Source organism: Pseudoalteromonas atlantica, from assembly GCA_007988745.1.
In the GTDB taxonomy this organism is placed as follows: domain Bacteria; phylum Pseudomonadota; class Gammaproteobacteria; order Enterobacterales; family Alteromonadaceae; genus Pseudoalteromonas; species Pseudoalteromonas atlantica.
Window position 1 is genome coordinate 1 of sequence record BJUT01000059.1, and the last position, 23,072, is coordinate 23,072.

The 23,072-nt window shown below is 42.2% G+C and carries 25 protein-coding genes; 7 read left to right on the forward strand and 18 right to left on the reverse strand.

The window, feature by feature from the left end; genetic code table 11:
• Positions 1-222 precede the first annotated feature (222 nt).
• Genes rpsQ through rpsJ form a run of 11 tightly spaced genes read right to left on the reverse strand, consistent with a single transcriptional unit; the run spans position 223 to position 5,189 of the window.
• Positions 223-480 (reverse strand): 30S ribosomal protein S17, encoded by a 258-nt coding sequence (gene rpsQ / locus PAT01_RS17360; protein ID WP_004588693.1) that lies wholly within the window; start codon positions 478-480, stop codon positions 223-225.
• Positions 480-671 (reverse strand): 50S ribosomal protein L29, encoded by a 192-nt coding sequence (gene rpmC / locus PAT01_RS17365; RefSeq protein ID WP_004588692.1) that lies wholly within the window; start codon positions 669-671, stop codon positions 480-482. Before rpmC ends, rpsQ begins: the two co-directional genes overlap by 1 nt.
• On the reverse strand, positions 671-1,084 hold the full coding sequence (rplP, locus tag PAT01_RS17370; RefSeq protein ID WP_002957890.1) for a 50S ribosomal protein L16: 414 nt from the start codon (positions 1,082-1,084) through the stop codon (positions 671-673). Before rplP ends, rpmC begins: the two co-directional genes overlap by 1 nt.
• A 12-nt stretch (positions 1,085-1,096) precedes the next feature.
• Positions 1,097-1,798 (reverse strand): 30S ribosomal protein S3, encoded by a 702-nt coding sequence (gene rpsC / locus PAT01_RS17375; RefSeq protein WP_004588691.1) that lies wholly within the window; start codon positions 1,796-1,798, stop codon positions 1,097-1,099.
• A gap of 11 nt (positions 1,799-1,809) precedes the next feature.
• Positions 1,810-2,142: a 50S ribosomal protein L22 gene (rplV, locus tag PAT01_RS17380; RefSeq protein WP_004588690.1), complete on the reverse strand. Its 333-nt coding sequence runs from the start codon at positions 2,140-2,142 to the stop codon at positions 1,810-1,812.
• A 14-nt stretch (positions 2,143-2,156) separates the two neighbouring features.
• Positions 2,157-2,435 carry a 30S ribosomal protein S19 gene (gene rpsS / locus PAT01_RS17385; protein ID WP_004588689.1) on the reverse strand — a complete coding sequence of 93 codons (279 nt, stop codon included), beginning with the start codon at positions 2,433-2,435 and terminating at the stop codon, positions 2,157-2,159.
• A 15-nt stretch (positions 2,436-2,450) separates the two neighbouring features.
• Entirely contained in the window at positions 2,451-3,275 is an 825-nt protein-coding gene (gene rplB, locus PAT01_RS17390; protein ID WP_004588688.1) for a 50S ribosomal protein L2, read from the reverse strand.
• Positions 3,276-3,292: 17 nt separating this feature from the next.
• Positions 3,293-3,595, reverse strand: a complete 303-nt coding sequence (gene rplW / locus PAT01_RS17395; RefSeq protein WP_004588687.1) for a 50S ribosomal protein L23 — start codon at positions 3,593-3,595, stop codon at positions 3,293-3,295.
• Positions 3,592-4,197, reverse strand: coding sequence for a 50S ribosomal protein L4 (rplD, locus tag PAT01_RS17400; protein WP_004588686.1), 606 nt, complete (start codon positions 4,195-4,197; stop codon positions 3,592-3,594). Before rplD ends, rplW begins: the two co-directional genes overlap by 4 nt.
• Positions 4,198-4,214: 17 nt before the next feature.
• Positions 4,215-4,850 carry a 50S ribosomal protein L3 gene (gene rplC / locus PAT01_RS17405; protein ID WP_004588685.1) on the reverse strand — a complete coding sequence of 212 codons (636 nt, stop codon included), beginning with the start codon at positions 4,848-4,850 and terminating at the stop codon, positions 4,215-4,217.
• A 27-nt stretch (positions 4,851-4,877) separates the two neighbouring features.
• Positions 4,878-5,189: a 30S ribosomal protein S10 gene (rpsJ, locus tag PAT01_RS17410; protein WP_002957900.1), complete on the reverse strand. Its 312-nt coding sequence runs from the start codon at positions 5,187-5,189 to the stop codon at positions 4,878-4,880.
• 413 nt (positions 5,190-5,602) lie between these two features.
• Here rpsJ and plsB point away from each other — a divergent pair, with 413 nt between their 5' ends.
• Positions 5,603-8,041 carry a glycerol-3-phosphate 1-O-acyltransferase PlsB gene (plsB, locus tag PAT01_RS17415; RefSeq protein WP_138578073.1) on the forward strand — a complete coding sequence of 813 codons (2,439 nt, stop codon included), beginning with the start codon at positions 5,603-5,605 and terminating at the stop codon, positions 8,039-8,041.
• 194 nt (positions 8,042-8,235) lie between these two features.
• Here the strand turns inward: plsB and tesB are convergent, their stop codons facing one another.
• Positions 8,236-9,093 (reverse strand): acyl-CoA thioesterase II, encoded by an 858-nt coding sequence (gene tesB / locus PAT01_RS17420; RefSeq protein WP_004588683.1) that lies wholly within the window; start codon positions 9,091-9,093, stop codon positions 8,236-8,238.
• A gap of 79 nt (positions 9,094-9,172) precedes the next feature.
• On the opposite strand from tesB, the gene PAT01_RS17425 reads away from it, so the two are divergent.
• Together PAT01_RS17425 and PAT01_RS17430 are read left to right on the forward strand one after the other, a co-directional pair.
• Positions 9,173-9,631, forward strand: a complete 459-nt coding sequence (locus tag PAT01_RS17425) for an EVE domain-containing protein (RefSeq protein WP_138578075.1) — start codon at positions 9,173-9,175, stop codon at positions 9,629-9,631.
• Between the two features lie 122 nt (positions 9,632-9,753).
• A complete protein-coding gene (locus PAT01_RS17430; RefSeq protein ID WP_055255153.1) occupies positions 9,754-10,785 on the forward strand; it encodes a hypothetical protein in 1,032 nt (343 codons plus the stop codon).
• Between the two features lie 2 nt (positions 10,786-10,787).
• On the opposite strand, the gene PAT01_RS17435 is transcribed toward PAT01_RS17430, so the two are convergent.
• Both PAT01_RS17435 and PAT01_RS17440 read right to left on the reverse strand, forming a co-directional pair.
• Positions 10,788-10,994 carry a PLDc N-terminal domain-containing protein gene (locus PAT01_RS17435; protein ID WP_004588680.1) on the reverse strand — a complete coding sequence of 69 codons (207 nt, stop codon included), beginning with the start codon at positions 10,992-10,994 and terminating at the stop codon, positions 10,788-10,790.
• 19 nt (positions 10,995-11,013) lie between these two features.
• Positions 11,014-12,081 carry a potassium channel family protein gene (locus PAT01_RS17440; protein ID WP_138578077.1) on the reverse strand — a complete coding sequence of 356 codons (1,068 nt, stop codon included), beginning with the start codon at positions 12,079-12,081 and terminating at the stop codon, positions 11,014-11,016.
• Positions 12,082-12,306: 225 nt separating this feature from the next.
• Here PAT01_RS17440 and PAT01_RS17445 point away from each other — a divergent pair, with 225 nt between their 5' ends.
• Positions 12,307-13,617 (forward strand): short-chain fatty acid transporter, encoded by a 1,311-nt coding sequence (locus tag PAT01_RS17445; RefSeq protein WP_138578079.1) that lies wholly within the window; start codon positions 12,307-12,309, stop codon positions 13,615-13,617.
• Between the two features lie 44 nt (positions 13,618-13,661).
• On the opposite strand, the gene PAT01_RS17450 is transcribed toward PAT01_RS17445, so the two are convergent.
• Positions 13,662-14,678, reverse strand: coding sequence for a metalloprotease (locus tag PAT01_RS17450; RefSeq protein ID WP_126005502.1), 1,017 nt, complete (start codon positions 14,676-14,678; stop codon positions 13,662-13,664).
• A gap of 182 nt (positions 14,679-14,860) precedes the next feature.
• On the opposite strand from PAT01_RS17450, the gene PAT01_RS17455 reads away from it, so the two are divergent.
• Positions 14,861-16,078: an EAL domain-containing response regulator gene (locus PAT01_RS17455; RefSeq protein ID WP_004588676.1), complete on the forward strand. Its 1,218-nt coding sequence runs from the start codon at positions 14,861-14,863 to the stop codon at positions 16,076-16,078.
• An 18-nt stretch (positions 16,079-16,096) separates the two neighbouring features.
• On the opposite strand, the gene PAT01_RS17460 is transcribed toward PAT01_RS17455, so the two are convergent.
• On the reverse strand, positions 16,097-17,173 hold the full coding sequence (locus tag PAT01_RS17460; protein ID WP_154945897.1) for a CNNM domain-containing protein: 1,077 nt from the start codon (positions 17,171-17,173) through the stop codon (positions 16,097-16,099).
• 84 nt (positions 17,174-17,257) lie between these two features.
• Here PAT01_RS17460 and PAT01_RS17465 point away from each other — a divergent pair, with 84 nt between their 5' ends.
• Together PAT01_RS17465 and PAT01_RS17470 are read left to right on the forward strand one after the other, a co-directional pair.
• Positions 17,258-19,753: an alpha/beta hydrolase family protein gene (locus PAT01_RS17465; RefSeq protein WP_154945898.1), complete on the forward strand. Its 2,496-nt coding sequence runs from the start codon at positions 17,258-17,260 to the stop codon at positions 19,751-19,753.
• 179 nt (positions 19,754-19,932) lie between these two features.
• Positions 19,933-20,637: a response regulator transcription factor gene (locus PAT01_RS17470; protein ID WP_004588673.1), complete on the forward strand. Its 705-nt coding sequence runs from the start codon at positions 19,933-19,935 to the stop codon at positions 20,635-20,637.
• Positions 20,638-20,742: 105 nt separating this feature from the next.
• Here PAT01_RS17470 and PAT01_RS17475 read toward each other — a convergent pair whose 3' ends face one another.
• Both PAT01_RS17475 and PAT01_RS17480 read right to left on the reverse strand, forming a co-directional pair.
• Positions 20,743-22,251: a YifB family Mg chelatase-like AAA ATPase gene (locus PAT01_RS17475; protein ID WP_138578085.1), complete on the reverse strand. Its 1,509-nt coding sequence runs from the start codon at positions 22,249-22,251 to the stop codon at positions 20,743-20,745.
• A 33-nt stretch (positions 22,252-22,284) separates the two neighbouring features.
• Complete coding sequence (locus PAT01_RS17480) at positions 22,285-22,899, reverse strand: trimeric intracellular cation channel family protein (RefSeq protein WP_024031973.1); 615 nt, start codon at positions 22,897-22,899, stop codon at positions 22,285-22,287.
• Between the last annotated feature and the right edge of the window lie 173 nt (positions 22,900-23,072).

Here is a 23,072-nt window from a genome sequence, read left to right on the forward strand (position 1 = left end):
AACTTAACACGATTGGAATTATTTTCGTTTAGTATTAGGACTATTACGTATTCGTGGTGTGCTTTTTTCTCAAGTGTTCTAGTCTCAACCCAAGCTACGGCGCTTCACTTCACTGCGAACAGCTGAGGACTGAAAGCTTCAAACTTACAGCTTTTTTTAAACGCAAACAAAAAGCCCCAGCTAATGCCAGGGCTTTTTTACAAAACTTACTTAATTTAAAAATTAAGCTTGTTTTGGACTAGAAACAACGTCTACTAAAGTCCAAGATTTATTCTTAGAAATTGGTGCGCATTCACGGATAGTAACTACGTCACCCGCTTTTGCTGTGTTGTTTTCGTCATGTACGTGTAGCTTAGTAGTACGTTTGATGAATTTCCCATAGATTGGGTGCTTCACGTAACGTGCGATAGCAACAGTGAAAGATTTTTCCATCTTGTCGCTTACTACACGGCCTTGAAGAGTACGAATTTTATCGCTCATTATTGACCTGCCTTCTGGTTAATAATTGTTTTTACACGCGCGATATCGCGACGTACTGTTCTTAGCGTGTGTGTCTGAGCTAACTGACCAGTGCTTGCTTGCATGCGCAGGTTAAACTGCTCACGAAGAAGTCCTAGAAGTTCAGCATTTAGCTCTTCTACGCTTTTGTCTTTTAGTTCGCTTGCTTTCATCACATTACCGTCCGAGTTACGAAAGTTGTTTTGAATGGCAGTTTACGAGCTGCAAGGTCAAACGCTTCACGAGCAAGCTCTTCAGAAACACCTTCCATTTCGTAAAGTACTTTACCAGGCTGAATTTCAGCAACCCAATATTCAACAGAACCTTTACCTTTACCCATACGAACTTCAAGAGGCTTTTCTGTGATCGGCTTGTCAGGGAAGACACGGATCCAGATTTTACCTTGACGTTTCACGTGACGCGTCATAGCACGACGAGCTGCTTCGATTTGACGAGCAGTCATGCGGCCACGACCAGTAGCTTTCAAACCGAAAGTACCGAAGCTTACTTTGTTACCGTTTTGCGCTAAACCGCGGTTGCGGCCTTTGTGCATTTTACGGAATTTTGTACGTTTTGGCTGTAACATTACTCGCTACCTCTACTTAGCACTTTTCTTGGCTTTCTTTGGTGCGCGTTTAGCTGGCTTCTCTTGCTCTTGTACTAGTGGTAAACCACCAATAACTTCGCCTTTGAAGATCCAAACTTTAACACCAATGATACCATAAGTGGTTAAGGCTTCAGAAGTTGCGTAGTCGATATCAGCACGAAGAGTATGTAGAGGTACACGACCTTCACGATACCATTCTGAACGTGCGATTTCTGCGCCGCCAAGACGACCGCTAACTTCAACTTTGATCCCTTTAGAACCGATGCGCATTGCATTTTGTACCGAACGCTTCATAGCGCGACGGAACATAACACGACGCTCTAGCTGAGAGGCAATGCCGTCTGCTACTAGTTGTGCATCTAACTCTGGTTTACGTACTTCAGAAATATTAATCTGAGCAGGTACACCTGCGATCTTAGTTACCGCTTGACGTAGCTTTTCAACGTCTTCGCCTTTTTTACCGATAACAACACCCGGACGAGCCGTGTGAATTGTTACGCGGATCGATTTTGCTGGACGCTCAATAACGATTTTAGACACAGAAGCCGCTTTTAATTCCTTTGTAAGGAAAGTACGTACTTTGTGATCGCCAAAAAGCTGATCAGAGAAATCTTTAGAACTCGCGTACCAGGTAGAAACCCAAGGTTTAGATATACCTAGGCGAATACCAGTAGGATGAACTTTTTGTCCCATTACTTATACTCCTAGCTATCTGAAACCACAACAGTGATGTGGCTTGTACGCTTAAGGATGCGGTCTGCGCGTCCTTTAGCACGTGGCATAATACGTTTCATTGTAGGACCATCGTCCACAAAAATCGTAGTTACACGAAGCTCATCAATGTCAGCACCTTCGTTATGCTCTGCGTTAGCAATAGCAGACTCAAGTACTTTTTTAACTAATACAGCCGCTTTTTTCGGGCTGTACGCCAGGATTTCTAGAGCGCGATCGACAGGTAGTCCGCGGATCTGATCTGCAACTAGACGAGCTTTTTGCGCCGAACCAGAGGCGAATTTATGTTTAGCTAATGCTTGCATTTATCATTCCCCTCTTAGCGTTTCTTCGCTTTCTTATCCGCAGCATGGCCACGGTAAGTGCGAGTTGGTGCAAATTCACCTAGTTTGTGACCGATCATTTCGTCAGAAACGAAAACTGGTACATGCTGGCGACCATTATGGACAGCAATGGTCAATCCGATCATGTTAGGTATGATCATTGAACGACGGCTCCAAGTTTTAATTGGCTTCTTTTCACCGCTTTCCAAAGCTTTCTCTACCTTCTTCAGCAAGTGTAGGTCTATAAAAGGACCCTTCTTGAGAGAGCGTGGCATGGCTATTCCTCAATATTACTTAGTACGACGACGTACTATAAATTTATCCGTACGCTTGTTCTTACGCGTCTTAGCACCTTTAGTAGGCTTACCCCATGGAGACACAGGATGACGACCACCAGATGTACGACCTTCACCACCACCGTGTGGGTGATCAACCGGGTTCATGGCAACACCACGAACTGTCGGACGAATACCACGCCAGCGATTTGCACCTGCTTTACCAAGTGAACGAAGCATATGCTCAGCATTGCCTACTTCACCTAGCGTTGCACGACAATCAGATTGTACTTTACGTACTTCGCCAGAACGAAGACGTAATGTTACGTATTGACCATCACGCGCAAGGATTTGAACGTATGCACCAGCAGAACGTGCGATTTGAGCACCTTTACCTGGTTTTAATTCTACGTTGTGAACAGTCGAACCTACAGGCATGTTACGCATAGGTAATGCATTACCAGGCTTGATTGGTGCATCAACACCAGACTGGATTGCATCGCCAGCTTTTAAGCCTTTAGGTGCGATAATGTAACGACGCTCACCGTCTGCATATAATACAAGAGCGATGTTTGCGCTACGGTTTGGATCATATTCCAAACGCTCAACAGTGGCTGGAATGCCATCTTTAGTACGTTTAAAATCGATTAAACGGTAATGATGCTTATGACCACCACCGATATGACGAACCGTAATACGACCATTGTTATTACGACCACCTGATTTAGAGTTTTTCTCTAATAGTGGTGCGTAAGGTTTACCCTTATGTAAATCTGGGTTAACCACTTTAACTAGGTGACGACGACCCGCAGAAGTTGGTTTACACTTTTGAAGTGCCATAATTCTAACTCCCCTTATTACTCGGCGCCGCCGACAAAGTCTAGCTCGCTACCTTCTTTAAGAGTAACGTAAGCTTTCTTCCAGTCGCTACGACGACCGAAACGCATGCCAGTACGTTTTGTTTTACCCTTAACGTTAAGTGTGCGAACACCCGTTACTTCTACTTCAAAAAGCTTCTCAACTGCTGCTTTAATTTCAGCTTTAGTTGCGTCATTTGTTACTTTAAAAACAATAGTATTGTTTTCTTCAGCAGCAATTGTGCTTTTTTCAGAGATATGTGGAGCAAGGATCACTTTTAAAAGACGTTCTTCACGGATCATGCTAGCGCCTCCTCAAGTTGCTTAACAGCAGCAGCTGTAATAAGTACCTTGTCGAAAGCAATTAAGCTTACAGGATCGATACCAGCTACATCACGCGTGTCAACCTTGTACAGGTTACGTGCCGATAAGAAAAGATTTTCATCTACTTCTTCAGTCACGATAAGAACATCTTTAAGCTCAAGTTCTTTAAGCTTAGAAACTAGTTCTTTAGTCTTTGGTGCTTCAAGACCAAAGCTTTCAACAACGATTAAACGCTCTTGACGAACTAATTCAGATAAGATGCTTTTGATCGCACCGCGGTACATTTTACGGTTTACTTTTTGGCTGTGGTCTTGTGGTTTAGCTGCGAAGCTAACGCCACCTGAACGCCAAATTGGACTACGGATTGTACCAGCACGTGCACGGCCAGTACCTTTTTGAGCCCATGGTTTTTTACCACCACCGCTTACTTCAGAACGTGTCTTCTGAGCACGAGTACCTTGACGAGCACCTGCTGCGTATGCAACAACTACTTGGTGTACTAATGCTTCGTTAAACTCACGTCCAAAAGTAGCTTCAGAAACTTCAAGAGCGCCAGAAGCGTCTTTAATTGCTAATTCCATCACTAAATCTCCAGGACTTATGCTTTAACAGCTGGTTTAACGATAACGTCACCGCCGATAGCGCCAGGTACTGCACCTTTAACTAAAAGCAAGTTACGCTCAGCGTCAACGCGAACTAGTTCTAAGTTTTGAGTCGTTACACGCTCAGCACCCATATGACCGGCCATTTTCTTACCTTTAAACACCTTACCAGGTGATTGGTTTTGACCGATTGAACCAGGAGCACGGTGAGATAGAGAGTTACCGTGAGTAGCGTCTTGCATGCTGAAATTCCAGCGCTTAACACCACCTTGGAAACCTTTACCTTTAGAAGTACCGGTTACGTCAACTTTGTTGATTTCGTTGAATAATTCAACAGTAAGCTCAGCGCCTACTTCAAAATCGCCTTCACCACCATTTAGGCGGAATTCCCACAGACCGCGACCCGCTTCAACACCAGCTTTAGCGAAATGACCCGCTGCTGCTTTGTTTACACGGCTTGCTTTTTTAGTGCCTGCGGTTACTTGAAGCGCGTTATAACCGTCTGTTGCGTCAGATTTGATCTGAGCAATGCGGTTAGGAGTCGCTTCGATAACTGTCACAGGGATAGATACACCATCTTCAGTGAAGATACGTGTCATACCCACTTTACGACCGACTAGACCTAATGCCATTTTCCTATAACCTCTCTAATCTTTCGATTAACCCAGGCTGATTTGAACATCAACACCAGCAGCAAGATCTAAACGCATTAATGCGTCAACAGTCTTGTCAGTTGGTTCTACGATGTCGATCAGACGTTTATGGGTGCGGATCTCGTACTGATCACGCGCATCTTTGTTTACGTGCGGTGAAGTTAGTACAGTAAAACGTTCAAAGCGTGTAGGTAGTGGGATTGGACCACGTACTTGTGCGCCTGTGCGTTTCGCAGTTTCCACGATTTCCGCCGTTGATTGGTCAATCAAACGGTGGTCAAAAGCTTTTAGGCGAATACGAATGCGTTGATTTGACATTCTTAAACCTCAATATAAAGAGCATTTAAAGAGCATAAAAAAACGACCGAAACAATCTTAATAATTAAGATGCCGGTTGTTGATTTATATCTACGATGAGTTCCAAATCGGAACTCCTGTTTATTAGCTTGAAATCCAAGCTTAATTTATCCCTTCAAGTTCCAGAGGAATCTTGAAAGCCTGCGTATTATAGTGATATTGGTGATAAATGCAACAACTAATTGCAAATTAATTACGGGTGTAAGGCTGCCCAAATAACCGCCACTGGTTATTTATAGCTATAATTGAACTGCTCAGCGCCAAATTAGTCTTATGTTTATAATTTAACCGATTACGCAAATTACAGGATTTTATAGATATTATGGTATCCTATGCGCTAATTTTGCTTTTAATACTCTCAATATGGTGAGTCGATGCGTTTATTAAATTATTGTTTGAATTTTCTTACTAGCTGCGTAAGCCGTGTTTTGGTAAAAAGTAAGGTCCTTCCCCAAAGCCCTATAGAGCAATATGACCTTAATCCTGAACACCCTACTTTTTATATAGTACGTTTAAATTCGCGTTTCGATTTAGCCGCGCTTACTAATGTATGTAAAAAGCATGGTTTGCCTAACCCATGCGAATATCAAACATTAGAAAACCAAGAGCTAGCCCGCTTTATTGGTATTAAAAATCCGCCGCCTTTATTTGGCGATACCGCTAAACCGACCGCCGCTTTATCACAGGGTAAGCAAATAGTTGAGCATTTATTAAATAGCGGGCAAAAGAATGTACAAGTGGTGCCGGTAACTATTTTATGGGGGCGCGACCCAGGTAAAGAAAAGCCAGGTATTCGTACCTTAATTACCCACTCTCTTACGCCTAGTTGGTTTAGAAAATTCTTTGTTGTGCTGTTTTCTGGGCGCGATAACTTTATTCGCTTTAGCCAGCCACTCGATTTATCACTTATCGTGAACGAAAAAGCCGACGTAAATGAGCTACCACAAAAACTATTGCGTGTTGCTCGGGTGCACTTTAAACGCCAAAAACTGGCCGCTACGGGCCCTAAAATGCCCTCTCGCGAGCAATTATTTAACTCGCTTTTGGCTTCGCCGACAATAAAAAAAGCGATTCAAGATGAAGCCAAGTCAAAAGGAATAAGCCAAACAGAAGCCCGTCAAAACGCGTTAAAACTACTAGATGAAATTGCTGCTAATTACTCTGAGGCAATGATACGTGTAGGCGACAGAATTTTAACATGGCTGTGGACTAAGCTTTATAACGGTATAGATATAAAATACACCGAGCAAATTCATGAGCTAACAAATAAGGGTCACGAGATAATCTATATGCCGTGTCATCGCAGCCACATGGATTACTTGTTACTTACCTATGCTATATACCATCAAGGTTTGGTGCCGCCGCATATTGCCGCGGGCATTAATCTAAACTTTTTCCCTGCAGGTGGTATTTTTCGCCGCTCAGGGGCGTTTTTTATACGCCGCTCGTTTGCCGGTAATAAACTTTACTCAGCCGTATTTAAAGAGTATTTAAGCCAGCTATTTATTAAAGGTTACTCAGTTAAGTTTTACACTGAAGGCGGGCGCAGCCGCACTGGCCGATTACTACCGCCAAAAACCGGTATGCTCGCCATGACATTGCAAGCAATGCTACGTGGCATAGACCGCCCGGTTTCTATTGTGCCGGTATACATTGGCTATGAGCATGTAATGGAAATCAATACCTACTTAAAAGAGCTTGCCGGTAAAGATAAAAAAGGCGAGTCCATTTTTGGTATTTTTAAAGCCATTAAAAACCTTAAAAATTATGGCCGTGGTTACTTAAACTTTGGCGACCCTATTTCTATAAACCAATACTTAAACGACAACCAACCTGATTGGCGCGATGCAATACACCCTACCGATGTGCAAAAGCCGCAATGGCTAGGCCCTCAAGTAGCCGCATTGGCCGACCAAGTAATGGTAAAAATTAATAATGCCGCAGCACTTAACGCTGTGAATTTACTGGCTATGATTTTGCTAGTTAACGACAAACACGCGTTAAGTAAGCCTAAGCTATTAGCGCAACTAGATTTTTACTTACGCCTACAACGCGATGCAAGCTATAGCGATAAAGTCACCGCCCCCGATGAAACACCAGAGCAGCTATTAACGCACGCCATTAAGCTTAATAAGTTTGATGTTATTAGCGATGAATTTGGCGAAATTATTGCAATTAACGATAAAGAAAAAACCCTGTTTAACTATTATCGTAATAATATTTTGCACTTATTTGCTGTGCCAAGCCTTATTGCTTTGCACTTATTTAAGCAACACAGTAGTACGGTTGAGCAATGCCAAAAGCTTGTTTCGGCTTTTTACCCTCTGTTTGTAAAAGAATGGTATTTACAACCGCTAGATGAAAACTACATAAGCCGTATTTTGGCTAACTTTAGCGATCAAAACTTAATTGAGCTTGATGGCGATACCATTCATGTTACTAACACGAATGATTCGTTAGCCAAGCTTGAAATGCTAGGAAGGTCGCTTAGCTTTACGTTACAACGTTATGCTATTGTTGTGGGCTTTATTCAAACCAGTAACGGAATTGAAAAAGCCGAACTAGAGCGTGAAAGCCAAGTACTGGCAAACCGTTTAGGCACCTTACACGGCATTAAAACCCCGGAGTTTTTTGATAAAAAAGTACTGGTAAGCTTTATTGATAATTTACGCGGTGAGCTGCTAATTACTGAAGGTGAAAATGGTATTCACGGTAGTACACAACTGTGTGAAATATACATGTACTTAAAAACCTTATTACCTGCGCGTATATGGCAATCGGTTAGCGACATAGTGCAAGATCAATGTAATTAGCGAGTTGCTGTAATTTAAGCTTTAACTAAACACCATTAAAAAAGCCTCAACATTTAACATGTTGAGGCTTTTTTGTACGTTTAGTTATTAAACAGCAACGCTACATAAAGACGCTTACCTCTTGGTAAAACCTTTAGCGAAGCACTGCTAATTTGCGCTTAACAGCCAGTCTATTGCCAGCAAGTCTAATCAAATTAACGCTGGCGCATCACCCCTTCTTGAATCGTTGATGCGACTAAATTACCTTGGCGGTCAAAAAACTGGCCTCTTACCAAGCCTCGCCCAGAACTAGCACTTGGGCTGTCTATGGTATATAAAATCCAATCGTCCATTCTAAATGGGCGGTGGAACCACATAGCATGGTCAATAGTTGCCACTTGCATATTTGGCTGCATAAACGATACGCCATGGGGCTGTAATGCCGTAGGTAAAAACTCAAAGTCAGAGGCATACGCTAATAAGTAATTATGAATGCGTTGATCGTCGGGCATATCGCCATTGGCTTTAATCCAAATGTGCTTTACGGGCTCAATAACCTCTGGCTTAAACGGGTTATGAAAAGTAACCGGGCGCATTTCAATGGGCATTTCGCGTATAAACTTATTACGGATCACCTCGGGTATGTGGTGGGCGTTTTCTTGATAAAACTCAAGCGACGAGCGAAGCTCCTCTGGTGGCGGTACATTAGGCATGGTTGCTTGATGCGATAAGCCTTCTTCTTCACCCTGAAACGATGCAGTCATATAAAAAATAGGTTTACCGTATTGAATAGCGCTTACTCGGCGGGTGCTAAAGCTTTTACCATCGCGGATGGTTTCTACGTCGTAAACAATCGGTTTTGCGGCGTCGCCGGGGCGTAAAAAGTAAGAGTGTAATGAATGAACAACACGTCCTTTTGGTAGCGTTTCTTTTGCAGCAGACAACGCCTGCCCCATTACTTGACCACCAAATACCGCTCTAAACCCTAGATCTTGGCTTTGCCCACGATATAAACCTTGTTCAATTTCTTCAAGTGACAATAACGATAATAAATCATCTAATACTTGGCTCATTTGCTGTTCTCTCAATCCCCAGATAAGCTAATGATACTATACAATGCAGCTATGTAAATCTAACTAAATGAGTAACGCTATGAATTATTGGCTATTTAAAACTGAGCCCGATGCTTTTTCGATTGATGATTTAAAAACAGCGCCGCAACAAACCACCCTGTGGGAAGGCGTGCGTAATTATCAGGCACGTAACTTTATGCGTGACGATATAAAATTGGGTGACTTAGTATTTATTTACCACTCTAGCTGCAAACAAGTAGGCGTTGTGGGTATAGCCACTGTTACTAAAGAAGCCTACCCCGACCCAACTCAGTTTGATTTAAATAGTGACTATTACGATGCGAAAGCCACGCCCGACAAGCCACGCTGGTTTGTAGTTGAAGTAACCTATAAAAGCCATTTAAACAAACGCGTAAGCTTAAAAGACATTAAAGCAAACGAGGCGATTAACGAATTAGCCCTTAAAAAAGCAGGTCGCCTTTCGGTAATGCCTGTCACACAAAACGACTGGGAGCAAATAATAGCCATGAGCAATTAAGCTCATTAAGCAAATATCAAGCTGTAATAGTAGCTAATCATTAACGGGCTAAAGCTTGGCTATGTTTGACCTCATTTGGCCGTGTTTGATACGATCCCCCGCGAGTTATAATTGGGGGATTAATGAAACTACTGTATTGGTTAGATGAATGGTTAACGCTTTGCCGTGATGAACAACAAACTAAGCTGCCTATGTGTGGCGGCGACCTACTCGGCGATGTGTATGTAAAATACGAATTTGTTGATTTAAATAAGCCCCTGCTTTTTACTTTTTCCCCCGCGGGCACCAACGTTCAAGAACACGACCTAACCGATGATTTTGCCCCTTGGGGCTATCACTTAGCGCAAAAACAAAATGTAAATGTTATTTCGTTCCAACATTTAGGCAAAAGCAATTGGTTTAGAAGCCGTAATTTAATCTTCTTTTTGGAGCAGTTATCAAGCTTACTTACACCGTTTAAGTGCCGCTTAGGCTATGGCCTTAGTCGCGGTGGTTTTGCTGTTGGCGCGTTTGCAAAATTACTTAAATTAGATCAGGTTTTATTTTTTCATCCTGTTAGCACCAAAAACACCGAAACAGTTCCGTGGGACACCCGCTCCAGCACAGAGCTTGCGCAGCAATTTGATTGGCAAAGTGAGTATAACGACCTCGATTTAGGCCATGCTAAGGGGTATATAATTTATGACCCCACCAATAAAATAGACCGCCTACATGCTAAGCGGTACCCACAACTGACTCATTTAAGAGTGTTTGGCATGGGCCACGGTACCCACGCAAGTTACCTCACCAAATTTGGCTTTTACAAACAAGTGGCTGTTGATTTTATACGCCACCAGCAGATTGATATAGCGCAGTTTCGTTTGCAAACCAAAACCTTGCGCTTAAAAGAAGAGTATTATCAAAGCCTAAATAAGGCAAATGCGAGTTCGCCTCATCGCTTGGCATTATTAAGTACAGCACATCAAATTTTAGCAGATGAAAAAGAAGTGCATGTGCAAGAACATCAGGCCAAAATAGATATTCAGCCGTTAATAGATGTCGCACTTAAACATCAAGATGAACACCCAAATGATGCTATTCAATTATTAGAAGTTGCCCAACAAATAGTGCCAGATGACCCGCTGGTTGAGCACAAACTCAAGCAGCTAGAATAGACCTACGACGGTTTATTCTTCTTTCTTTTTTTGTGACCATGCTTGGGCACAATCGTAAAATACATAAAAAGCCCCAGCCACGAAAAAATAATTACGCCTAATAACCAGCCGTTTTTTTCGTGGCCTTGGGTGCGCTTACTATTAACCACTATCACCACGGGTAATATATAAGCGCTTAAAATAATTATTAAAAATACTACTTCATTCATTATTTAACCTAAGCCTTGGTTATTTGGCCAAGCTTTGCCAATCTACTTCATTTGTTAGCACACGCTCAAGGGCAATGTAGTGCAGGATATCGCCCGCATTTACCTTGTAATCGAGTGGCGGATTTAAATCCATATTTTGTGCACTTAAGTTATGCGCCACCCCTAACAAAATAGCATTATAGTCATGCTTAAAATGATGAAATAAAGTGCCAAACTCCATCTCTTCGCATTCACTTGGAATAGCTAGGCTAAACTGCGTGTCGCCGTGCAATGTAGATAATAGCTCTTCTTGTACTCGACTCGAGCCTGGATCTTGCATTGAGCGTACTAAAATCTCAGCCGACTTAGCGCTACTACACTCTACATTTTGGCAGTGCTCAAGCAACATATCGACCTTGGTTTCATCTAAAAAATGCGCGCTAATGTGGCACTCATCTTTAACTAAACGGCTAATACGCAGTGCAGTTGTAAATGTTTGGTCATCATCTTGCCCATCAATAATAACTTTGTCGGCACGGTTAATAGCTACGCGCTCAAGCTCTTCTAAATCGGTAAAACTTGTTAGGCGGGCAAAGTCGACATTTTCGTTAGTTAAAAATGGGTGATCCATTTGCTCAGTCACCGCCAACAAAATACGGCGGTCGGTACGTTTGGTATCGGCCAGGATATAATCAATCATTTTTTTTGTTCGGGTATCGTGCCAACCAAAAATAATAATGTGGTTGTTACTGTGAGCAAAGTTTTTATCACCAGTCATAGCGCGCCTAATTAAGTAAGTCACTGTTTGCCCTGTTTTTCCTAACAGAACGCCAAATAAAGCTAATCCAAACGGAATTTGTATTAAAGCCACAACCCAACGCCCCAGCTCGCTGGTTGGGCTAAAATCGCCGTAACCCACTGTTGAGGTAGTTACTGTGTAGTAGTAAAAAAAGGTCGTAAACGAGGTAAGCGCTTGCTCATTTGCAACAAACAGCAGCCCCCAAGTCACTAACATATGAGCAAGTATTGCAAGTACCACGGCTTGCCAGCTCAGCTGATCGATATGAGCACGAACAAGTAGCGCTAGCCTCTTAAATATTACCGGCATGATACAAAATCTTTGTTAGTAAATTATCTATAAACAGTACGTTACTGTAAGCCATGCTTTTAAGCAACGTTTAAGCCTTTAAGTAAGGCCAGTTACCCTTTTAGGATTAAATTTTGTTCAACCTATAAGATACTCAGGCCCTAAAATATAAGACTAAATGCGGGTTTGCTAATGTGCTAAGAGCATGATTAATTATAATAAGACTAAAAAACACACAGACACATTATGCTTAATAAAATTGCCACACCGTTTACCAAATTAGTAGAGCGCTACTTACCCGATCCCTTTATATTTGTAATATTGCTAAGTATTATTACCTTACTAGGCGCTAGCCTATTTACCCCCTCAACCAGTATTGAAGTTATTAACGCATGGGGGAGTGGTTTTTGGAACCTGCTTAGCTTTGCCATGCAAATGCTGTTGGTGCTGATTACAGGTTACATGCTGGCAAGCACGCCCATTATCAATTCGTTATTAAACAAACTGGCGGCGCTTGCTAATTCAGCGCCAAAAGCGATTATTTTAGTCACGCTTATTTCGCTATTAGCCAGCTGGCTTAATTGGGGGTTTGGCTTAGTTATTGGGGCTTTATTTGCCAAAGCAATTGCAAGGCAAACACAGGTCGATTACCGCCTATTAGTTGCCAGTGCTTATTCTGGCTTTGTGGTGTGGCATGGCGGCTTAGCAGGCTCAATTCCGCTTACGATTGCTACCGAAGGGCACTTTTCACAAAATAGCATTGGCATAATTAGTACCGAGCAAACCCTATTTGCTGGTTTTAACATAGCAATATTAATTGGCTTATTTATTATAATGCCGTTGGTTAACCGCTACATGCTACCCAGTGATAAAAACAGCGTGTATGTAGACCCAGCACTTATAAAAGAGCCCCCGCCCGCACATGAAAAAATTACTCGCCCTGCTCAGCATTTAGAACACACAAAGCTGCTTGGCATTTCGATTGGTTTACTTGGCCTTTGCTATTTAGGGTATTACTTTATAGTTGCAGGCGGTAGCCTAAACCTAAACAGCATTATTGCTGTGTTCTTATTTTTAGCCATTACCTTGCACCAAACACCGCATAACTTGCTTAACAGCTTGCAACAAGCAATTCCCAGCGGCGCAGGTATTGTCATTCAATTTCCGTTTTACGCAGGTATTATGGCTGTGATGGTCGACAGCGGTTTAGCGCAGCAAATATCGCGTGGTTTTATAGCTGTTGCTGATGCCGATAGCTTGCCATTTTTTAGCTTTATAAGTGCAGGACTCGTTAATATGTTTGTACCTTCTGGCGGCGGCCAATGGGCAGTACAAGCACCTATAGTTATACCCGCAGCACAAGAGCTGGGCGCCGATATATCACGCGTTGCTATGGCTGTTGCGTGGGGCGATGCGTGGACCAATTTAATTCAACCCTTTTGGGCTTTACCGGTATTAGCCATTGCAGGGTTAAAAGCGAAAGACATTATGGGGTTTTGTGTTGTGCAGTTATTTGTAACGGGGGTATTTATATCGCTAGTGCTTAGCTTTTACTAACCCTTAATAACGCGCAGTATTTAGGTATACTGCGCGTATAGCGATTAGCTTGATAAAATCGTCATCGGCAGGCTCAATATTGGGTTTTCTGAATCTGCAAAGTGCATCATTACTGCCACATGGCCTGCAACTACAATGGCGTACATAGCGGCTGAAAAACCTTGGCCGTATTTATCAAGCGGCAATAAATGCGAGTAATGTCGGCCGCGCCATTCAAATACGATTTCCAGTGCGCCCACAAACAAAAAGAATACCAGTAACATTAAACCAAATGTATAACTAAGCCATAAGCCAAATAACACGCCCAATAAGCACACACTTAAACCGACCCAAGATCGCATTGAAAAACTGATACTTTTTAACACATGTCCGCCATCAAGCGGTAAAATAGGCAAAAGGTTAAACAAATTCAATAAGGCACTGAGTACTGCAACGCCGGCAAATATGTCCATTTCGGTGGCGTAATATAAAACCACACCCAGCACAGAGGTAAACAAACCAAACGCTGGCCCCATGAGGGATATAACTACATCTTGCCAGCGCGTTGTTATTTTATCGTCACTTACAGCCAATCCACCTACAAAGGGGATAAGGTAAATACCCTTGGTCTTTATGCCAAAGTATTTCATGGCTCTAACGTGTCCGTATTCATGTACCACTAAACACGCTATAAGCATTAGTGCAAATTCAATGCTAAATAGCCAAGCATAGCCAGCAACCGATGCACCTGCCAGCGCCACCTTAATTACTTTTGCACTTTTAAATAACTTAAAGCCCAGTGCCGCTAGCCCTAAAAAGCCTTTTTTGGGCTGGCTATTTACCGGCGCAGGCAAAGCTAGTTCAGTAGCAAACACACCATCAACAAATAACGATAAAGACTGCTCATGAACATGTGAGCTATCAATCCCTATTTGCTTATTATCTAAAGTAAATTCGGCGTAATGCTCTTTGGGTGTTGTAAAGCTTATGGCCTGTTGATTATGAAATATTTGTACTATTTTATGCCCAGATACCATTAGCGTTAATGGTTGCTCTGCAAGCATGAGATCGATTTTTATCATGACTAAAACCAGTTAAAACAATGGCGCTAGTATACCGATGAATTTAAAAAACACGAATTGCCTTAAACCATAAGCGCAAAAGCACTTAGAAGATAAAAAATAATATAAAACTAAGCTGACAAAAGGCTGATCAGGCGCTATTTTTACAGTACTAATATATTAAGCAGTTACAAGGATAGAGCATGTCGATTTCGGTACCCAATATTTTAGTTGTGGATGACTCAAAGGCGATTTTAATTGTTATGGAGGCCATTTTAAATGAGCTAGGAGTCTCGAATAAAGTTACAAAATGCCTGAGTGCTCAGCAAGCGCTAACTCACGTAACCGACGATATAAACTTTTACGATATTGTATTTACAGACTTAAACATGCCTGAAATGGATGGTATGGAGTTTATAAGAAAACTAGGCGAGCTTAATTTTACAGGCGCAGTAGTTATAATTTCGGAGATGGATCATAAGGTTATTAACCTAGCTGCCAATTTAGCGCGCCATAGCAATATACATTTAGTTGCAAATTTAGCTAAACCCGTGCAACTTAGCCAAGTAAAAACCGTTTTACAAAAAGCAAAGCACTTAGCAGTACATAACGACCTTTCTCATGCCTCTATTTCAGAAAAAGCATTGCATGAGGCAATCAATTTAAACGAGATAATCCCTTACTATCAGCCAAAAATAAATTCTCAAACCAGTGAAATAGAAAGTATTGAGGTGCTAGCGCGCATCGTTAAAACGCACACTGGCGAAATCATCTCGCCCAATCGGTTTATTTCGTTATCGGAGCAGTCGGGGTTAATTAATCAAATTACTTTTAGCTTATTTGAGCAAGCCACCAGCGATTTAAAAGCTATACGAACAAACATTGCTGCGCACCTAAAACTGGCTTTTAACCTATCTCCCACACAATTAGATGATTTAAGCTGCCCCAACAAGCTGATGCTTATATTGCAGCTCAATGAGCTATCACCTAGTGATATAATTTTAGAGATTACCGAGCAACATGCGCTGTCTAGCCTTTCTCAACTAGAAACCTTAAACAGATTAAGAATGCATGGCTTTGGCATATCATTGGATGACTTTGGTGTTGGCTTTACCAACATGAACCAGATTAAGCGCCTGCCTTTTACTGAAATAAAAATTGACCGTACACTTATTAGTAATATTGAAACAGATCAGTTTTCGCAAGTGGTGGTCAGCTCACTGGTTGATATTGCCAGTCAAGAGCAACTAGCCCTTGTGGCCGAAGGCGTAGAGCGCGCCGAAGAATCGCTCTACTTAAAAAACTACCGCACTAATTTAGCCATGCAAGGATTTTTGTTTACCTGCCCTAAAGCCAAAGACGATTTTATAGAGTGGGCACTAAACTGGGTAAATACGACGGGGGGCACAATTAAACGCTAACCTTCGTCCCCATCGTAATTATTTATTATCTCGGGGCGTGTCGTCATCTTCACTAACTATGTGCTCGCTGCTTGCTAAACGCTGGCGCCAGCGCTGCTTGGCGACCATACGCATATTGGTCGATTGGTCGCGCTCATCAACAATTTCAAGCCCCATAAGGGCTTCTATCATATCCTCTAGGGTTACAATGCCTTGCACATCACCGTATTCATCAACAATTAAACATATGTGAGTACGCTGTTTAAGTAAGGTTTGTAGTAGCGATGACACATTATGCCCTTCGGGTACCGTATGAATAGGCTTAACTAATTTGCTAATTTTATAATCGGTACCTAAGCGGTGATAAGCCAACATAATGTCGTTTTTATGCACAAAGCCAATTATGTCATCGGCGTCTTTATCAAATACTAACACGCGCGAAAATGATGACGAGCCATGCTCGCTCATGTACTGATCGACCGTTAACCCTTTATGCACTTTATACAGCACAGTACGCGGCGTCATTAAGTCGGTTAATTTAGCATGCCTAAAATGTAAAAGGTTGCGGATTATTTCTGACTCATCGGCATGGATTGCCCCAGTTTCGGTGCCTATATCTGCCATGGCTTCTATTTCTTGGCGAATATAAAAAGCCTCATCGTGCTTGGCCCCCATTAAATTAGTAAGCTTTTGAGCAAGCCACACAAATGGTTTTAGCGATATCACTAAAAAGCGTAAAGAATAGGTCACGCTAGGGGTTAAGGCACGCCAATAATTGGCCCCTAAGGTTTTTGGAATAATCTCTGAAAGTACCAATACTAAGAGTGTCATTATGGCAGAGGCAATTCCTACTGCCGCATCTGAAAAAACCACAGCGGCTTGTGCACCCACACCTGCAGCACCGGCAGTATGGGCCACTGTGTTGAGCGTTAGTATTGCAGCAAGCGGTTGATCTACATTATTTTTTAGTTTTTCGAGCTGCTTTGCAAGTTCAGGCTGTTTTTTGCGTAATAGCGCCACATAGCTGGGCGAAATACTTAACAGTACAGCTTCCATTACAGAGCATAAAAAAGAAGTAACGATGGCAGCAACCATGTACACAATCAGTAAAGTCACTTTTTCTCCGATGAGTTGAACATATGGGCATGGTAACAATACATGCTATATTTGGCCAAATAACTATCAATAATAGGCACAAATATGAGAATTAGCTCACCTTGGACCACAAAAAATAAATTACTAAAACAAGCAGCTACCTTTTTTGCTCTTGGCAGCTTGAGCTTAACAGCAATAGCAGCCCCGCTTGATAAATCAAATATCGAGTTTATTGGCCCTTTAGGCGAAAACATGCAAGTTAAGCCATTTCAAACACCACACGGCCAAGTCATTATTAATAACTTATTAGAGCAGTTGCAACGTAATACGCAAAGTGTGTCTGTATTTGGTAAAAAGCATAGCTGGCAGCCGTTTAATAAAGTAAACGCACTTACTTTAGGTGGCCTACAAGCGCTTAAGTTCAATATTGAAACAACCCGCTATAGCCAAGGCACATTAACTATAAAAGGGATAGAGAACGCTCAGTTGTTTATTGATGCCAAGCTTCAAAAAGGCGATAACCACACATACTCTTTATCGTTAACTAATGGCTCTCATAGTGTGATTGTAGTGGCGCAACAAGTGGCTAACTGGAACAACGTTTCTCTCGATTTTGAACCCAAAGCCGACACTGACAACATTACAATTAACACCTCTACAACTAAGCGACTTTCAGCCGAGCAGCTTTTTGATGCCCCCACCATTAGTGGACTTTCTTTAGCGCCCGATGCTAAGCAATACGTTACCAGCACGCGCAGCTATTCAAATAAAACAGCTAACCAAGCAAACGTGGTAACTGAGCTTAAAAATAGCCAAAATCAAACCTTGTATCGTTTTGAAGGCCAGCAACCAAGCAATATGGTATGGAGCCCCAATAATCAATTTTTAGTTTATATGCTAGGGAGTGAGCTAAAACAGCTAAACCGTAAAAACCTCAGCATTAAAACATTGGCCAGAGAACTTGAAGGCGCAAGTAACTTTAATTTTTATGATAATAACAGCCTTATTTTTAGCTGGTCTAAAACCCCCGAAGACAACAACAGCTTAACTAAGCACTACAAAGGCCTTCAAGATAGATGGTCATACGCACGCAACGTAAGTCAGCTCTATATGTTAGACACCCACAGCGGTTTAACCAAAGCGCTTAGCCAAGGCCCTATTTCGCATAGCTTTGAAGATGCAAACACTAATCGTGGCAAAGTATTAATGAGCCGCCAAGTTATGGTTATGCAAGCCACCACCCACCCAGAAACTGAACTGGTGGAACTTGACTTACAATCGAATAAAATAACGTCTTTTGGTAAATTTAAAACCTTTAACCATGCAAAGTACGCCAACAAAGATGTGTACGTTGTTGCTGGCCCAGATTTTAAAAATGGCGCAGGCCGTGCCCTTCCAAAAGGGATGTTAGCTAATAATTACGACGGCCAATTGTACTTACTTAGCGATAACGGTAAGAATGTAAAAGCGCTTAGTAAGCAGTTTGACCCCGCTATAGGTGAATTACATGTACTTGATAATGGCGATGCGCTTATAAAAGTAACCGAGCAAGATACCCAACCTTTGTATTTATATGACTTAAGCAAACAGCGCTTTAAAAAACTTAATACGGGTTTAGATATCGTTGAGCAATTTAGCTACTCGCACGAGAGAAACCCGCAAGTGCTACTAAGCGGTACCACAGCATCCACCCCTCAGCAGCTTAAACGCTTAAATATAAGTAAAAATAAAACAGACCTAATCTGGGACTCTAAGCCGCTTGCCTACGCTAATACACAAATACCGACTCTGGAAGAGTTTAACTTTACAAACAAAGACGGCGTAGAAATTACAGGGCGTGTGTACTTACCTACTAACCTAGATAAAACTAAAAAACACCCTGCACTTGTCTATTACTACGGTGGCACCTCACCGGTTACCCGTGGTTTTACAGGGCGCTACCCATTTAACTTATGGGCAGCAAATGGCTATGTTGTTTATGTATTACAGCCAACAGGGGCAACTGGTTTTGGGCAAACATTTTCTGCTCAGCACGTTAACGCCTGGGGCGATTATACCGCTAGCGATATAATGCAAGGTACGCAGGCCTTTTTAAAAAAATACGATTTTGTTGATAGCAAAAAAGTGGGTAATTTAGGCGCCTCATACGGAGGCTTCATGACCATGCTACTTGCCACCAAAACAGACATGTTTAGTGCATCTATTGCGCATGCGGGTATATCAAACTTAACCTCGTATTGGGGCGAAGGTTGGTGGGGGTATTTATACTCAGGCGAAGCATCAAAAAATAGCTTTCCGTGGAATAACGCTTCACTTTATAGCGATCACAGCCCTGTATTTCATGCCGATAAAGTAACGACCCCTTTACTACTGTTACACGGCGATAGCGATACCAATGTACCTATTGGCGAAAGCTTAACCATGTATACCGCCTTAAAGCTTTTAAATAAAGACGTAGAACTTATTGAATATAAAGGCGCCGACCATCAAATTTTTGCTCGTGATAAACGCTTTGATTGGTGGAACACCATGCTTGCTTATTTTGATAAACAACTAAAAGGCGAACCACAGTGGTGGGACGCAATGTATTCAGATAATTAACACAGCGCTCAGCACATTTTTAGCTAAATGTGCTGAGCTTACTCACATAAACAGTAACCTTAGGTAAGCCGCCTTTTATATCTGAAACATAAAGTTACCGAAAAGTTACACCGCCCCCTTCTCAGCATTTAACGATTGGTGCTACCATACAGAGCTATAAATATACAAAAATAAGTCCTATGGCAATTAACGTTTTATTGGTTGAAGACGACGAGCTACTCGTTAAGCGCATCCAAAATCACTTTACAGACACCGAATTTTCGATAGAAATAGACCCCACAGGTGCCGATGCCCTAAACATAGTTAGGCAACGCGTAAACCTGCGCAGTGCTATTTCTCTTGCCATTATTGATATTGTATTACCCAAGCGAGATGGGTTGCAGCTTGCCAAAGAGCTCAACACTTTGACCGATATTGGCGTGATTGTTTTATCTAGCCGCGACTCTCAAGCCGATCGTATTGCAGGGCTTGCACAAGGTGCTGATGACTATATTTGTAAGCCTGTTGATTTATTAGAACTTGAGCTGCGCATGCGCGCACTTTATAAACGTATTGCAATTAATCAAGACGATGATGAAAGCGAAGAGTTTATAGAATACGCCGACTTTAAGCTCCACCCCGATAACCGCACATTAATTACCTCATCAGGTATTGAATCGCGCTTAACCGAAGCCGAGCACAAAGTGCTAATTTGTTTAATTAGCAACGCAGGCAAAGCAACCTCGCGAGAAAAAATATCAGAAGAAATAGGCCAACCAGATTGGAGCCCAAATGACCGTACTGTGGATGTTTTAATTGGCCGTTTGCGTAAAAAACTATACGATGAAAAAGACCAAAAACGCATTGTAACCGTGCGCGGCAAAGGTTACATGCTCTCAATTTAGCGCATTAAAATTTTAAACACAGAAAAACGCAGCAAGCACCGAGCTTAGCACCTTAAAATAATTAAACATTATTGCGGTTCAGTATTATTTCCAGCAGCGTTTAGTTTATTTAGTTAACTGCGCTAGTAACCGCTCAAAAGCGCGATAATTTAGCGCCTCTTTTAGCTCTTCTAAACTAATATACTCTGCACCTTTTAAGTCACTAATAGTACGCGCCACTTTAATAACCCTATGGTACGAGCGCGGCGATAACGACAGCTTTTCGCTAGCGCGTGCTAAAAACTGCAACTCAGCCGGAGCTAAAGTGCAATGTATATTCATTTCTTTATTATTTAATCGTGCATTAACCTTACCTTGGCGCTTTAGCTGTGCACTGTAGGCCGCTTCTACTCGGGCTCTTACTTGGGCGCTGGTTTCTTCAGGCTCAGTACTTTGTAGCTCAACACTTGTTAGTCGCGGCAGCTCTATTTGTAAATCGATACGGTCTATAAACGGGCCTGATACGCGCGATAAATAGCGCATCACTTGGTCAGGTGTTGCTCGCTTATCATTATGACACCCGGTAGGGCTTGGGTTTAGTGCGGCTATAAGCTGAAACTGCGCCGGAAACTCCATTTGCCTTGCTGCCCGCGAAATAACCACCGAGCCGGTTTCCATGGGTTCACGCAGCGAATCAAGTACCTTACGTTCAAATTCCGGAAGCTCGTCCAAAAACAACACCCCGTTATGCGCAAGTGAAATTTCACCCGGTTTAGGGTTTGAAGAGCCACCAACTAAAGCGACTGCCGAGCAAGTGTGGTGTGGGTTTCGAAAAGGCCGTTGGCGCCAATTATTTAGATCAATTGATTGGCCAATAATAGAATACAGTGCAGCCGTTGATATTGCCTCATCGTCAGACATGGTTGGCATTATCGTCGCCATACGCTGCGCTAGCATAGATTTACCCGTACCAGGCGGACCTAAAAAAAGTAGGTTATGGCCTCCAGCGGCGGCTATTTCTAGCACTCGCTTAGCACCGGGTTGGCCTTTAACATCACTTAAATCAAGTAAAAAGTCAGGAGACTGGGCGCAATCTGGGTATTCAATATTTAAAGGTAGCGGCTGCTGATTTAATAAATCCCCCCATACTTCTTGTAATGAGTTAACCGCTTTACGCTTAACGCCGTTCACCAAACTTGCGAGGCTATCGTTGGTAAAAGGTAAAAAACAGCAACGGTTTTGCTCTTTTGCAGCAAGTACAGAGGGCAAAATGGCATTAACTCCCCGCACTTCACCATTAAGGGCAAGCTCACCGTAAAATTCATATTTATGTATATCTGGACACACTACCTGCCCCGAGGCCACTAAAATACCTACGGCAATGGCTAAGTCGAAGCGCCCGCCATCTTTAGGTAAATCGGCAGGAGCTAAATTTACGGTAATACGTTGATCAGGAAAACCAAATTGAGAGTTTTCTAGGGCGCTACGCACCCTGTCTTTTGATTCTTTAACTGAGGCCTCTGGCAGCCCAACAATATTAAATGCCGGTAAACCATTACCTAGGTGTACTTCTACAATAACCTCGGGGGCGTTTATACCCACTTGGGCACGAGAATAAATGCGAGCTAGCGACATTCCTTATCCTAATTAATGGTTTAATTAATTAGTTTAGTCAGAATATTTAAAAACGTGTACTGTGATTTGCCATTTAATAGCCGCAATACGAAGCAATAAGGTGGTTAGCATTGCCATTACCATGGCAAGTTCGGTCGCGAACGAAAAATGAATTCCCAGCGTATAAACTACACCGCCAGCAATACAGGTAATAGCGTATAACTCGCCTTTTAGCAGCATAGGAATTTCGCGAGCAAGCACATCACGGAGCATGCCCCCAAAGCAACCGGTAATTACACCCATAATAATCGCGGTCATATTTGGCATACCGGCTAGTAAGGCTTTTTGGGTGCCCATTACCGCAAAAAATGCTAAACCAAATGCATCGGCAATTTGTAATGTATAGTGCGGAATCGACTTTTGCTTGTTAATAAGCCGCGTAGTAATAAATACCGCGGCTAAAATAGCATAAAAAAAACTTTGATCGTGTAACCAAAATACCGGAACATCTAATATGAGATCGCGAACCGTACCGCCCCCAATCGCTGTTACCGCTGCTAATACTACAACACCAAAACCATCCATTTTCTTTTCGTGTGCGACCAAAGTGCCTGTAACAGCAAACACAGCAATGCCGATTAAATCAAACCAGTGATAAAGTTCAGTCATGTGGAACAACCCAAAATTATTTGTGCCGTTTTAACACAAACTATACAAAGTTTTAAGTAATAACGTATTTTTAGAGAAGTTTATAATATTTATAGATATTGCTTGGGGGTATAAATTTAAGAGTGCTTTATAGGGAAAAAAATATAAATTTTAGGCATAAAAAAACACGCCTT

Excerpts from the sequence above, each read along its gene's own strand:
- rpsQ (WP_004588693.1), bottom strand. The coding sequence starts at position 480 with ATGAGCGATAAAATTCGTACTCTTCAAGGCCGTGTAGTAAGCGACAAG.
- rpmC (WP_004588692.1), bottom strand. The coding sequence starts at position 671 with ATGAAAGCAAGCGAACTAAAAGACAAAAGCGTAGAAGAGCTAAATGCT.
- rplP (WP_002957890.1), bottom strand. The coding sequence starts at position 1,084 with ATGTTACAGCCAAAACGTACAAAATTCCGTAAAATGCACAAAGGCCGC.
- rpsC (WP_004588691.1), bottom strand. The coding sequence starts at position 1,798 with ATGGGACAAAAAGTTCATCCTACTGGTATTCGCCTAGGTATATCTAAA.
- rplV (WP_004588690.1), bottom strand. The coding sequence starts at position 2,142 with ATGCAAGCATTAGCTAAACATAAATTCGCCTCTGGTTCGGCGCAAAAA.
- rpsS (WP_004588689.1), bottom strand. The coding sequence starts at position 2,435 with ATGCCACGCTCTCTCAAGAAGGGTCCTTTTATAGACCTACACTTGCTG.
- rplB (WP_004588688.1), bottom strand. The coding sequence starts at position 3,275 with ATGGCACTTCAAAAGTGTAAACCAACTTCTGCGGGTCGTCGTCACCTA.
- rplW (WP_004588687.1), bottom strand. The coding sequence starts at position 3,595 with ATGATCCGTGAAGAACGTCTTTTAAAAGTGATCCTTGCTCCACATATC.
- rplD (WP_004588686.1), bottom strand. The coding sequence starts at position 4,197 with ATGGAATTAGCAATTAAAGACGCTTCTGGCGCTCTTGAAGTTTCTGAA.
- rplC (WP_004588685.1), bottom strand. The coding sequence starts at position 4,850 with ATGGCATTAGGTCTAGTCGGTCGTAAAGTGGGTATGACACGTATCTTC.
- rpsJ (WP_002957900.1), bottom strand. The coding sequence starts at position 5,189 with ATGTCAAATCAACGCATTCGTATTCGCCTAAAAGCTTTTGACCACCGT.
- plsB (WP_138578073.1), top strand. The coding sequence starts at position 5,603 with ATGCGTTTATTAAATTATTGTTTGAATTTTCTTACTAGCTGCGTAAGC.
- tesB (WP_004588683.1), bottom strand. The coding sequence starts at position 9,093 with ATGAGCCAAGTATTAGATGATTTATTATCGTTATTGTCACTTGAAGAA.
- PAT01_RS17425 (WP_138578075.1), top strand. The coding sequence starts at position 9,173 with ATGAATTATTGGCTATTTAAAACTGAGCCCGATGCTTTTTCGATTGAT.
- PAT01_RS17430 (WP_055255153.1), top strand. The coding sequence starts at position 9,754 with ATGAAACTACTGTATTGGTTAGATGAATGGTTAACGCTTTGCCGTGAT.
- PAT01_RS17435 (WP_004588680.1), bottom strand. The coding sequence starts at position 10,994 with ATGAATGAAGTAGTATTTTTAATAATTATTTTAAGCGCTTATATATTA.
- PAT01_RS17440 (WP_138578077.1), bottom strand. The coding sequence starts at position 12,081 with ATGCCGGTAATATTTAAGAGGCTAGCGCTACTTGTTCGTGCTCATATC.
- PAT01_RS17445 (WP_138578079.1), top strand. The coding sequence starts at position 12,307 with ATGCTTAATAAAATTGCCACACCGTTTACCAAATTAGTAGAGCGCTAC.
- PAT01_RS17450 (WP_126005502.1), bottom strand. The coding sequence starts at position 14,678 with ATGATAAAAATCGATCTCATGCTTGCAGAGCAACCATTAACGCTAATG.
- PAT01_RS17455 (WP_004588676.1), top strand. The coding sequence starts at position 14,861 with ATGTCGATTTCGGTACCCAATATTTTAGTTGTGGATGACTCAAAGGCG.
- PAT01_RS17465 (WP_154945898.1), top strand. The coding sequence starts at position 17,258 with ATGAGAATTAGCTCACCTTGGACCACAAAAAATAAATTACTAAAACAA.
- PAT01_RS17470 (WP_004588673.1), top strand. The coding sequence starts at position 19,933 with ATGGCAATTAACGTTTTATTGGTTGAAGACGACGAGCTACTCGTTAAG.
- PAT01_RS17475 (WP_138578085.1), bottom strand. The coding sequence starts at position 22,251 with ATGTCGCTAGCTCGCATTTATTCTCGTGCCCAAGTGGGTATAAACGCC.
- PAT01_RS17480 (WP_024031973.1), bottom strand. The coding sequence starts at position 22,899 with ATGACTGAACTTTATCACTGGTTTGATTTAATCGGCATTGCTGTGTTT.